The sequence below is a fragment of the Cyclobacterium xiamenense genome, from assembly GCF_042140265.1.
GTDB lineage: Bacteria > Bacteroidota > Bacteroidia > Cytophagales > Cyclobacteriaceae > Cyclobacterium > Cyclobacterium xiamenense_A.
The window spans coordinates 1,408,157-1,420,556 of record NZ_CP159481.1; the positions used below are offsets into that span (position 1 = coordinate 1,408,157).

At 42.5% G+C, this 12,400-nt stretch carries 12 protein-coding genes; all 12 read right to left on the reverse strand.

From position 1 onward, the window contains the following. Positions 1–19 precede the first annotated feature (19 nt). Positions 20–1,024 carry a type I-B CRISPR-associated endonuclease Cas1b gene (cas1b, locus tag ABWH99_RS06050; protein ID WP_375585394.1) on the reverse strand — a complete coding sequence of 335 codons (1,005 nt, stop codon included), beginning with the start codon at positions 1,022–1,024 and terminating at the stop codon, positions 20–22. Between the two features lie 357 nt (positions 1,025–1,381). After that, the gene (cas4, locus tag ABWH99_RS06055) at positions 1,382–1,888 is read right to left on the reverse strand and encodes a CRISPR-associated protein Cas4 (RefSeq protein ID WP_375585395.1); all 507 of its coding nucleotides are present in this window, start codon (positions 1,886–1,888) and stop codon (positions 1,382–1,384) included. Between the two features lie 22 nt (positions 1,889–1,910). Beyond that, complete coding sequence (locus tag ABWH99_RS06060) at positions 1,911–2,828, reverse strand: ATP-binding protein (protein ID WP_375585396.1); 918 nt, start codon at positions 2,826–2,828, stop codon at positions 1,911–1,913. A 44-nt stretch (positions 2,829–2,872) separates the two neighbouring features. Continuing rightward, a complete protein-coding gene (locus ABWH99_RS06065) occupies positions 2,873–3,031 on the reverse strand; it encodes a hypothetical protein (protein ID WP_375585397.1) in 159 nt (52 codons plus the stop codon). A gap of 237 nt (positions 3,032–3,268) precedes the next feature. After that, a complete protein-coding gene (locus ABWH99_RS06070; protein WP_375585398.1) occupies positions 3,269–4,336 on the reverse strand; it encodes a CRISPR-associated protein Cas7 in 1,068 nt (355 codons plus the stop codon). Between the two features lie 21 nt (positions 4,337–4,357). Continuing rightward, on the reverse strand, positions 4,358–5,674 hold the full coding sequence (locus ABWH99_RS06075) for a hypothetical protein (RefSeq protein ID WP_375585399.1): 1,317 nt from the start codon (positions 5,672–5,674) through the stop codon (positions 4,358–4,360). Then, positions 5,671–7,818 carry a CRISPR-associated helicase Cas3' gene (gene cas3, locus ABWH99_RS06080; RefSeq protein WP_375585400.1) on the reverse strand — a complete coding sequence of 716 codons (2,148 nt, stop codon included), beginning with the start codon at positions 7,816–7,818 and terminating at the stop codon, positions 5,671–5,673. Before cas3 ends, ABWH99_RS06075 begins: the two co-directional genes overlap by 4 nt. Continuing rightward, positions 7,818–8,402, reverse strand: coding sequence for a hypothetical protein (locus ABWH99_RS06085; protein WP_375585401.1), 585 nt, complete (start codon positions 8,400–8,402; stop codon positions 7,818–7,820). Before ABWH99_RS06085 ends, cas3 begins: the two co-directional genes overlap by 1 nt. A gap of 7 nt (positions 8,403–8,409) precedes the next feature. Continuing rightward, positions 8,410–9,066, reverse strand: a complete 657-nt coding sequence (gene cas6 / locus ABWH99_RS06090; protein ID WP_375585402.1) for a CRISPR-associated endoribonuclease Cas6 — start codon at positions 9,064–9,066, stop codon at positions 8,410–8,412. Positions 9,067–9,787: 721 nt separating this feature from the next. Beyond that, the gene (gene cas6 / locus ABWH99_RS06095; RefSeq protein WP_375585403.1) at positions 9,788–10,585 is read right to left on the reverse strand and encodes a CRISPR-associated endoribonuclease Cas6; all 798 of its coding nucleotides are present in this window, start codon (positions 10,583–10,585) and stop codon (positions 9,788–9,790) included. A gap of 281 nt (positions 10,586–10,866) precedes the next feature. Further along, entirely contained in the window at positions 10,867–11,553 is a 687-nt protein-coding gene (locus ABWH99_RS06100) for a plasmid pRiA4b ORF-3 family protein (RefSeq protein WP_375585404.1), read from the reverse strand. A gap of 348 nt (positions 11,554–11,901) precedes the next feature. Continuing rightward, entirely contained in the window at positions 11,902–12,273 is a 372-nt protein-coding gene (locus ABWH99_RS06105) for a four helix bundle protein (RefSeq protein ID WP_375585405.1), read from the reverse strand. Between the last annotated feature and the right edge of the window lie 127 nt (positions 12,274–12,400).

Consider the following 12,400-nt stretch of genomic DNA (forward strand, 5'->3'; position numbering starts at 1 on the left):
TATCATTTATAAATACCCTTCACCACCAAACCTTAAATGGCTGATAGGTTTCCATTCCCAGCAAGTGTTTACTTAGTTTGTAGCATTCCAATTTCACCAGGTACTTGTAACTTACTTGTTTTTTCAAGGTTCTGTGTCTGAGGGTTTCGTTCAGCCGTTCTTCAAACGCCCGGATAAAGGCTTTTTTGCCACTTTCTTTCAAAATGACCTTATTCACATGAAAATCAAAGTCCTTGGATTTGACTTCTCGCTTGTTCAATACCCGGAAGATGGTTCGATCCACCAGAATGGGCTTGAATATCTCTGAGAGGTCCAGCGCCAACGAGTACCTTCTGTATCCGGGTTCGTGAAGAAAACTGATCGTGGGATTTAACTGGGTATGGTAAATTTGATCGAGGCAAAGGGTATAACACATCATGTTTCCAAATGAAAGTAGCGCATTTACCTCATTCATGGGCGGCTGCTTACTCCGGCCCTCCATGGCATGGTCATTTAGGATCAGATCAAAGGCCCGGTAATACTCCTGCCGGATATTGCCCTCCACGCCCATCAATGAAGGAATATCCCCGGAGGCATCTATAAGTCTACTGAAATGCATAATTCTCTTAAGCGAGTCGTCCAGGTCTTTGCCCCGGTTCTGGTAGTACCGAAGGTTCTTGCTGATATTAAAGGCCGCTCCCGCTACAAATTTTTGCGCAATTTTTAAGCGGCGTTCGGGTTGGGAATAATGCAGGGTCTGTTGGATTTGCATCTTGCCGGCCAGCAAGTATTCTTTGGGTTGAAAGCTTCCCGTATAATGTTCGTAATAATCAAAGAAATGCACGCTGATTCCTGCTTTCCCTAGAAAGTTGTACAGAGCCGAATTCGCATCCAGGCTGCCAAAGCAATACAGGTCCGAGACACCCTCCACAGGGATGTACTTGGGCGTTCCTTCCTTTCCCGATTCATCGACAGGCGTGAATTTCAATGTAAAATCCTTTCGGCTAAGCCTGCCGGGGTTGAATAGGTAGTAGGTTTTTTTCATTATCAGGATTATGGGGTGGAGGATGAGGGTTACTCGGTTAAACAGTAGAGACGATGACTTTGCACGTTTCCAGACCGAAGGCATTGGTATAAAGATAATCCTCCCATCCAAATGCCACCTGGATTACTACGTGAAAGCGATTGAATGCAAAATGATCAGGAACCAAGCGTCTGGGTGGAACAGGAGGTTTGGAGATTCCTTTGATTTATATTTTAGTTGAACCAATACAAGGTTCTTTGATGATTTATTGGTTTTTTCTATTTCTACTCCGATATGTTTTTTATTTGCAAATGGATAGCTGGCAAACATTCCTTTACTAGCAGGTTACCCCATCTGTAGTCATCTGGTTACCAATCATCACTCCTCTCCCGCGTAGCAAAAATCATAGTAGCTACATTTTTTGCAAATGGGGAGTCTGACCAATGGAGGACAGTCGGGCTGATTGATGATGGCGGTAGCCTTCTGAATATAGGAATTTACCAAAGCTTCATCTCCTTCTTCCCATTCCACGATTTGAGTCTGCCGCATTTTGGGATATTCAAGTAGGGCACTGGCCCCTTCAATTCCATTTTTTGACAGCATATACAGGTAATACTTAACCTGGGCGATATGTGCCCGTTCTACCTTATCGGTTTTCTTGACTTCGTGAATGACTTTGTTTTTGGCATCGTAAAAGTCGATTTTGATGCCGTTTAATTCCAGTTCGGTGTATTTCTTGGACCGGTCGGAATAGCTTGTCTCTCCAATAAGTTTGCCCTCGGCCACGATATCCGAGGTATGCTCCATCCGTATGCCATGGGCAAAGAGCCAAAGTTTTCGGTGGCAGGTGTGGAGGTAGGCGATATGCGTGCCGGTGGTATTCAATTATTGCGCTGAATCAGGCGTATTAAAGTTGCTGTAGCCATCTCATTAATAAGGTGTCGTGAAGGCGGTAATGATCGTTTTGATAAACAACAAACTCTTTTTTTACCAGTAACTGAAGGGCTGTACTTACTGAACTGGCAGCACCAAGGTTATATTTGGCAATGAATTCCTGAGCCGTGGGGGAGGGTACGATTTCTTGTAAGGCGATGGCTTTCAAGGTCCTCCACTGAAAATCAGTTAACAATTGCTGGTAGGTGCCAAAAAGCGGTGCTTCCTGTTGTATAATTTCCTGCTTCACCTCCGAAAGTAGTTTCTCGCCAATGACCTGCTTTCTGCCATAGAGTTTGTTGCAGATAAGCTGTACATAATAGGTTTGCATGCGACACCAGGCAAAGATGTCATCCAGCAGCGGTTCACTGATTTCGAGGTTTATTTTTTTGAAAAATGCCCGGATAAATACAGCATAGTCCGTCTTGTCTATGGACTCCAAGGACCAGACCTGCGCACTGTTATAAAAAGGGCGTCCATGGTCGGTAAACATGGTTTGCATCGTATGCCGATGACTGCCACTGAAAATAAAACGTATCATGGGAAATTCTTGCGTCCAGGACCGGAAAATCGCTTTGGCATTTTGCCTGGTATAAGCAGTTATTTGTTGAAATTCGTCAATAGCGACGACCACGGGCTGTTTTAGCTCGTTAAGAAAGGTGCCAATGGCTTCCATGGAGCGTTCTGCCTCGGAGGCCTGAACCAATCCAAGGGAAATCTGAGGTGCACCATTAATGGGATCCATACTAATGGTTGCGCCCAATGAACTGAGCATGGCCAGCATTTTTTTGCCTAGTCCGGTATGTAGGTTTCCAAACTGCTGAAGAATGGCATTTGCCAGTTTTTTGTTGGCTTCGTGCATGCTGCTCGTGCCCAGTAAGTCAACAAACACCGTTTTGGCCCTTTTTTCTTTTTCCAGGTAATAGAAAAACTGCTTTATAAAGGCAGTTTGCCCATCCTGCGGTAGGCATAAATCACTGCGTTACGTTCGTTGCTAAATTGTTCCTCCAACCAGGCCAACTCCCTTTTCCGGTTGCAGAAATAGGCGGGGCTGTGGTAACCGCTAAGGACAAATGGATTGGCAGGCTTTCTCATATTTCGTAATGTACGTTACGTAATCTACGTAACGTAAGATATGAAAAAATTTATAATGACCTGATGAAATTTTCGGTTTTTCCAACCTGGAAATATGGTGGTTTCTGGTTAAACATTCTTCACCGCGAATTTACCAAAACTGTAGTATTGACAATCACTCATGCTATTGATATTAATTCCTATTGCTTCCATTTGCGGCTAATGAGCTTAGGAAGGAATTAAATTTAATTCCGAGGGCTAATGGTTTTCGTAGTCAAAGGCCATCATTTTCTCGATTAAGGTCTTCTCCGCACGTTCGAGGGCATCTGCGGTTTCCCCTTTGGTATGAATAAAGGCTCCAGCTTGAAGCGAAATAAAAGTGTCTACTCCGGTCAATCCTTCGTCTATAATCGGATCTGCCTTTTTGGAATCTTCCTCCGATAGTTTAGCCCTGATGCTACCAGCAATCAAATTGGCATTGTCGCTGATGGAAACAGCCAAGGTATCCATCAAACTAAATGTTCGTGATTGGTTTGACGTAATTCGCCAATTGAAGATGGCTTTGGCAAGTCCGGGAATCCACTTTTCCCGCAATATCTTGGGGGCTACCAAGCAGGGGCCGAAAACGTTTGTTGATTCAATCCAACCTTCTTCCTTCAGTTTTTCGATCGTAGAATCAGCCATTTCCGGCTCAAGCTGATTGGTGCTGACAGAAAAGAGTCTCCGTAAATCTATGGCAATATCAAAGACAAACAGTCCTGTTGCCCGCTCTGCAGGATTCAACCATTTCCTTCCCAAACTTCTGTCAGTATTACCTTCAGTTTTCAAAACAATATCGATTTCTTCACTAGTAAGGATATTTCCTTTCTCGTCACGAATAATTACTGCATTGTTGGGCCGCTCACTTCTGTCGAAGGATCCTGCTTCTCCACCACTTGAATCCAAACCGGCCAATAATGGATGTAATGCACGCATGGCAGAAATGGATAGCGGGCTTCTTCGTTTAAGGGTTCTTTCTCCCCCACCTTTTGAGGCTTTCATCCAACCGCCAAATAACTGGTCAGCGTAGGTTGGATCACACGTTCCATAAACCTCACCTTCCTTGAGCTTTTTCTGCTTATCCACTTCAAACAAAAAAGTAGTGGGGGATGGGATTTGTTCAATTGCTTCGCAAAGCGCATCAATCAGGGACCGCTTTACCTGCTGTCCGCTAGAAAAAGGGATTCTTCTGTTGAACTGAACATCATAATAATACTTTTGGCCATTGGCGACATTGAAAACAGTGTGTTCGGCTCTCTTTAAGGTTCTTATGTAAATGGTATTCATGTTTTAACTATTTTTTTGGGATTACGATTTTTTTTGTTGGTACGCGTAATCGAACTTAAGAAGCGTTAGGAAGTAGCCAAACTCTTCGTTTGTCATCAGGTGTACTTCATCTTTTAGTGTTTTGAGGGATTCCAAATCTTCCCCATCCAAATCCGGAATCATTAGTGTCAAAGACTCTATAAATCCCCTTTTGGATTTAGATGTGAAGAGTTCCTTTTCTACTAGTGTGACCCTTGACATGCCTTTTCCAGCATTCCTATACCGCAATATGACCTCGGCCAATTTAGGGGTGTAGTCTGTGATTTCTTCTTTGTTTCGTGTTAACATAGCGACTAACCAGGTTTTGTATGCTTGATAATTAATTGTGTCTTCTTCTTTTTTGAACGATAGATTTTTGCCATCTGTCATGTATTTTTTCAGGCTTTCAGGTCGAAGTGCTTGTAATCCTATACTTCCCAATTCACAGGCTCGTTTGATATGCATCCCGAATAGTCTTTCAAATTGCCTATGATCAAGATAAACTCCTCCAAAAAGCTTTTTGTAAACATCTTTTAGCAGAGATCCTGATTTAAATTGAAATGGTATAAAGCCTATCGTTTTGTTTGTCTGGCCAAAACCGTAGACATAGCCCATCATTTGCTTATTGGGAAATTGGGTTGAAAGACTAAAAAACAACTGGCTCCAGCTCACTGTGGATACTTCTGCCAGGGTTGTATCCACTTTGAATATTTTCTGGTTGGTCAGTTCTGAAAAATCAAAATCTTCCCGGTATTCCTCAGAATTTAGGGAATAGGTCAACCACCGCCCGTTCCACGTGTTGATTTGATTTCCCCGAAGTTTTTTCAAAGTAGGATCGTTCAAATACTTTCGATAAACTTTCCACCCCTCAAAGGTTTGAAGAGTAATAATGGGGTTATCAAAAAGAATGGAAAAGCCACCAGCAACGGTAATCCCCAAGCCGCTACCAATCCAGGATAGGTAAACTTCATCTTCATCAGTAGGTAAAACCACATTACTGACTAATCCGGAAGTACTGGCATACTCCTTAGACTCGGAAGCCGGATATCCCAAAGCAAAACTCGCATCAGGAATTTCATTTTTGGCTTTTTCGAAAAGGTTTTCAAGCTTTTCTTTTCTTTGGTCGATTGAAAGCAAATGAGGCTTTTGTCCACTTTTCATTTGTACAAAAGGCGAATTGGTTACCCATTGCATGTATTTTGGATGGTTGTAAAACAATTCCCAATACTCCGTTTCAAAAAATGCTTTAGGGGACAGATCATGTCTGTTTTTTTCATTATATGCATTGAGAAAAGTCCTACCTATTACTGCTGTGATCATAATATTTGGTTATTTACGTCAAAGTTGTTTTCCCTTATTTGCCTTACATCCAAGCCAATTTCAAAATCATAAGCTTTGTCTGGGATGATAAAGGGCTTGTTACCATTTTGTGCTTGGTTCATTCCCTTTACCGTAAAATACCTTACCGGTATTTCCAATTCCAACCTTCTTTCGAAATTCCCATTTTCATATGCTTCCAAATCTGCTTCACAAATACAGGATACTCCGTCAATATCTAACAATTCAAACAGGATCGATTTGCTCCTATGTGTCAGCTTGTCAATCGTGATTTTCCCATCTGATTTGAATACAGCATGTTCTTCAATATTCATAAAATCAATCTCAGGAAATACAAAGTCGATTTTCTCTTGCAAATCCCGCTCTCTTAAAACTTGTCGGTCATCCAAAACTTCAAAAGACCTTTGAAGTATTTCTACATCATAGGGCAGCGCGTCGTTTTTATTTTCCCTTGGCGCGATTAAGTAAACTGGTTTTGTTTTTCCTATGGTATCGTTGGACCTTTTTCTATTAACCCGGCCAAAACGCTGAATCAAGGCATCTATAGGGGCTGTCTCAGTCACCATTAGGTCAAAACTGATATCCAGGCTTACTTCTACGATCTGGGTAGAAACCACAATGCAAGCTTGGGTAGAAGTATTGAATTCTCCGTTTGGATTTCCCTCATCATCCTGGCCAATCAGTAGTTTTTCTTTAAAGCTTCTATCACCTCTTTTGAAGCGACTATGGAGCAAAAGAATCGGAATATCCGGATACAATTCTTTTAAATGGACGTAGGCTTTTTGCGCTCGGACAACCCGATTATAGACTACTAATACTTTTTTTTCCTCTTCAATCGCCTGACGGATAAAGGGCAAACTTTCTTCGAATGAGTTGATTTTATATAGGGTATGCCGATCAAATTTATCTAGTTCCTCTGGAGTTAGTTTTTCCTCCAAAATACTATCGCCCAATTCTTCGACTATTTTCTGATATAGCTTTGTTGGCATAGTAGCTGTTCCTATGTGAATGGAACAGCCAAATTGCCTGAGGATCTGAACTAATTTTAGTACTATTGCCTGAGAAACTCCCGAGTACGTATGGATTTCATCCAGAATAATATCGCAACCTTTTAAGTCAAGCAACATGGCTTCGTAACCTTTCATTCCAAATGCAATTGCGGACAATTGATGCGGTGTCAATATTTTAATTGCTGAACCGAACAGTGGTTGCAAAACGCTCTCCTCTTCCCCGCGATTCTGTCGGACTACCATGGAGGTGGAATGCAAGACCCTTATGTCCAGATCCGGGTTGTGCGCTTGCAAATCCTTGGAAACTCGCTTAAACATGGCATTGATCGAAGCTTGAAATGGCAGCGTGTAAAACACCCGTCCTTTTGTCCTTTTGAAAAGATAGTCCGTTTTTCCCGCACCCGTACTCGCCACAACAAGGGTATGTTTTTTTCGTGAATCGGATTCTCTATATGAAAGAGGGTAAAGGGGATGCGAACGGTTAAAAAAAGTAAGATTGGGTACACGAAAAGCTTTTATAAGGTTTTCCTCAGTCCTATCGATTAAAGCTGAAGCAAAGTGATCTGCCCCCATGAGCAACCCTCTCCACTCAGCATAACCCCTAATTTTCGTTTGTTTCTTACAATAAGATATAGCGTAGGAAAGGTTTTGTCTCGCTACTTCTTCACCAAACGGTCTACAGGAAATTCCGAGATCAAGTAGTAGTTTAAAGGCATGCGGTGACCATTGACTCCAATTGCCCACATGGTAATCTATATAGTCATATCCGTTTTCCAGATCCAACAACCCCTTGTCGCCAGAGTCATTTTTGGCGGATTTATGGTGAGCAATGACCATATCCAATAAAGCTGGATATTCTTCTTCAGGAAAAATAGATAGGAAGAGTAATGAACTTATTTCATGCCTAAAAACCTTGTTGTATCTCCTTCTGTCTTTCACCCTTTTTTGAAATTCAGGATGTGCTTTCCCTATATCGTGAAGAATTGCACCATTGGAAGCCACGGATTCTTCCATTCGCAAATAGTTGGCAAAGGACTTTGCCGCTACGGAGACATGCAAAAGATGGTCTCTTAACGGAGTGAATTCAGGAGCAGACTTTGCGAATAGTTTTTCCATTAGAAGGAAGATACCGGTTGACCAACGACTTTTATCCATCCATACATAGGCTCATTTGTTATTCGGTGATAGCCTACCAGAAATGATTTTTCAGTTTTTTCGAAGACTAATTCGAACCCGTGGAACCCTTCTTCATCCTGTTCAAATGCCTCTTTGCTGGCCTCAATTAAATTATCGGGAAACAACATATCTTCATTCCTGCAAAGACATAGATGTTGTTTTGCTGCGTTTGTCGCATCGTCTTTGGATGTAAAAGCCAAATGGAGGATCGGATTTTGCAAAATGCCCCGTATCAATATCGCCTTGGGTCGTGCGAAGAGGAAGTCTTTACCTTTTCTCGTTGAATTCCATCCTCTGGTTTGAATTACCTCCTGTTGCCCTGAAACTTGATCGTATGACAGTCTGTGACCTACTATTTTCTGTATGCCTGAAATGGCCAATAGCTCCGGGAATAGCTTTTTTTCGATGCCCTCTATTATGGAAGGTGTCAAAAACTGCTGGCTAAACGTCTCACTGTCTCTAACAGCTGTCCAGGGCTTAATAAAACCAAAAGGGCCGGAATACTTTACTACGTAGTATGTCATTTTCTCTTTATTTTAATGCGCCAAATCCAATACCAGTGGAGTTGCCTATTCCCACGTTCCATGCGAAAGCAACCTGCTCCGGAGTTCCTTCGACAATGACCGGGCACATACTGGCTTTACAGCCAATTCCATTGTAATCAATCATTTTTGTTTTGGGATTTTGATAATCGGGGTCAAAAGATACCCTTACCCCTTCTGCGCTCAGTTCGGCTTTTTCCAGCTTTGTTTGCAGGGTTTGAGTCAGAAGTCCCGAACTTTCGGGATCCTTGAATAGGTAGTAATGAACCCGTTCGCCTTGATTCCGCTTTATAAACACCGGGCTGTTTAGAAAAAATTTCTGCCGGTTATCAAACGGAGGTTCCTTTATTATAAACAGGTCCGTTACATGCATCCCAAAGTTGATTTCCGGATCCTCCTGGATATTGCTGACTAAGGTTTTGAGCAGCGAAGAGTCAAAAGCACTGATACTCCATTCGGCTCCGAGGGAAAACTGCAGCCCTTCTTTTACCATCTTGCCACCCTGCAGCCAAGATAAGGAATAAAGGGATAGGTCATCATGCTCTTTATTAGCTCCCAGCCACTTGTGAAACCTGCTTACCAAAAATCTTTGGTAGTTGAAAGGAACCAGGGTATTGGTGGGTGATGTCTTTAAGATTAATCTCATTTCACTGATTTTATAAATGCAAGCGGAAACAGTTTTATGTTGAGAGAGTAAAAATAGACAAATTTGCTCTAACTATTTAATATTTAGTTAAATTTTAACTATCTTTGATCAAGATTCTTCCAAGGTATTGAAAAATAACACTTCACTCTTTATGAAGAGCTAAATTCCATCGAGGTGGCTTTTCCCGAGAAAAACCCGTTCCTACGGGTATTTATGTATGCAAATCACTCGTAATTATGGAAATAGATTTTTCAGGTTTAAGTGAAAGTAATGGTGACTATCCGGACAAGGATAACGCAGTGCGATATACGTTCTGTATTGGACAATACCAACCACAGACTTTCCACGCTGGATGACTATCTTCTGAAAGATTTCTATACTATTGCTTGCGGATATAGTTCCAAAAATGGATCCTACTTATTGCTTCAAATATTGAAGACCTAAACGCAAAATCCTTAAGGTAAAAGTCGCTGACGAAGAGGAAATAGACCATTTCTATTGTGCTGGATAAGAGATTTGCAGTATATTTAAGCTATGGACCAGAAGGCAAAAAACCTTAACCCCTTTGCAAAGGCCAGTACCAATGAAAAAAGGGAACGGGTATGGAAATCACTAAAAGCCGTGGCGGGACCTGTTTCAAAGAAGGAAGGTGAGCGGTAAATGAAGGAAGCCATTCGACTACAGTTGGAAAATCACAAATAACCTTTCATTTTTACTTCTTTCATTTTCTATCTCTCACCACCCCCACACAGCCAAAACCCTGGCTCCCCAGATGCCCAAATCCGGCAAAATAGCCTGCTTCCTGTAGTTCCACCGGAGCACCGAATTCAAATTCATACATATATCCTATCAACATCGTGGCCTGATCGCTGTGCTGCTTGATTTTCACTCCATTCTTGAAAATCTTTCCTGTTGGCTTAAAGGAAAAGTCGCGCATGTATATTTCTGCCGGGTTCATATTTCCAGCGGATGCATGTTCGAAAGCACGTAGCTTGGAGATCAGGTTCTGGATCAGCAGCTTGCCATACTCTCCATCCTCGGGATGCAGGTAATCTTCGCCTCCACCCGCTCTTTTTTGCCTTACAAAAACCGGTGACAGGCAGCGGTAGTGCATCACGTCGGAAAATTTTGGGGTAGGCAAGGCTTCAATGCCGGAAACGCTATAATTTACCTTGCTGATTTTGTCCCCCAACTCCAGGACTTGGTCCATAAACAGGCCCTTGATAAATTCCTCCGCTGCCCGGTTCACTAAAAAGCCGATTTCAAAAGAGGCCATGTGTCCATGGTGGTTTATCCTACCCGATTCCCTGGCCACTCGGTATCGATCAAAAGAAATTCTCGAAAATGTAAATAGGCGAAAGGAACGGCCAAAAGCCAGATACCCTTGCTGGTGTAAAAAGTCGCTAAAGTGGCTGTCTGCCCGGTCGATGGTTTTGTAGATCAGCGAGGAAAGTTCGTATTGATAATTGATTGGGAGAAGCGATCCCGCCTCTTTTTGAAGTGTAATTAATAACCGCATGTCTCGTTTTTAGGAATGCCCGTTGCTACCGGAAGGGCCACACCTTCGGCCCGTGATTCACAGCAGTGAAACCATAAAAAGAACGAAATAAGAAATAGGTAGTTGGGGAAAATGGTCATCCTCAATCGAAATCAATATCGGGAAAATGGAAAAGAAATAAAATACCGGGATCGGGGTATTTTTTCCGAACTTTTGTTGTAATGTTTTCTTGAGGCATGGGTGCTCATGGAGACGATGCGTTGTGTTCTGGAAATGAACCAACGGCGCCGGAAGAAATCAACTTATTCTCTGCTCTCGAAGAAATCTACCCAGCCTTCCTGAAAGGACTGCTGGGTGTCCCGGCTCCATTCCCGGGAATGAAAATAGGCCTTTAGCGTGTCGTTTATCGAAGGGACGGACACTTTTTCTTGTTCATAGGGCGTTTTCATGTCCAGTCCCAGCCACTCTCGGTAGGAGCGGTACTCCGGATGATTTTTGTTATCGATTGCATCGCGAAATTCCCGATACCCCCAGGCACCGCCTACATTCTCTGGCGGGCATTTGCCGAATGCATCCGTGCAAATGGGTATCCCCTTGAATTCAACCAGATCCCGTCTGCCAGGCTTTAATAGGCTGATTTTATGCCACCAGTCGTCCCCGTAATCGTATCGGTACCACAGGTTTTTCTTGCCAATCCTTTCCATAAAATCTCTTTTCAGAAGAATGTCGTGGGCCTCAAACTCATTAGGAGGTAGGTTCTCATAAGGATCGATTTCTCCAAAGCTGGCAACAAGTTTCGGCCGCTGCCGGGTGTCCATAAATTGGAAAAGGTGACTAAATGTCCAGCCCATTGCAAGTTGAAGGATGCCGTGCAGTTGCAGCATATTGATGGAGTCGGGCACCAAAAGTTTTCTATACACCCCATGAGGCATGTTTTCAAGCTGAATGCCCAGTTTGAGGGGGGTTGGGTGAATGTGTGCGGAAGACATATACGTGTAAAGTTACTGCAACATAGCGTCCTGCAAGTTAGCCGACAGTTCGAAATATTCAATCAAATTCGAAAAAGAGAAACGTATGAACGGGTTGTTTTTTGAAATTTATCAGACAAGGCCGCTATTCCAGATGCAAACCGCTTAAGACGCTCTCTGACGTTGATTTTGTAGCTGACCCAATTGCTGTTTTCCACCGTAATCGGATTTAAGATTGAAGAAAGAATGATTGAATAAGATTGAAGAAAAGAGATTGAATAGATTGAAGAAAAGAGATTGAATAAGATTGAAAAATGGCCAATCTCCTATCAATCTCCCTTTCAACCTACCTAGGACAAATTATTCCCATCACCTGGCGGAAACGTTTTTACGCATATGGGAGAGAATTTTTAGCAGTACTAGGCTTTCTTTGTGAAGATCGGTCACCTCTCTTTCGATTAAAATGCCGGATGTAATCACCAGGTCAAGCCACATTTCGGTTTCGTCCGTTTCCTCTATGACAATGCTTAGTTTACTGAAAAACTCCGCCTTGGATCGGGCTCTCATTGCTGCCCTGTAATTGGCATACATGGAGGTTCCGGATTTTGTCACCTGGTAATTGACCACATTAGCCCGGGTTGTTTTTGGAAATTTTTCGGACAAGGCCACTATTCCAAGTGCAAATCGCCTAAGCCGCTCCCTGATTTCGATTTTATAGTTGACCCAATTGCTTTTTTCCATCCTAATTGGATTTAAGATTGAAGAAAGAATGATTGAAAGAGATTGAATAGATTGAAGAAAAGAGATTGAATAAGATTGAAAAATGGCCAATCTCCCTTTCAATCTCCCTTTCAATCTCCTACCAATC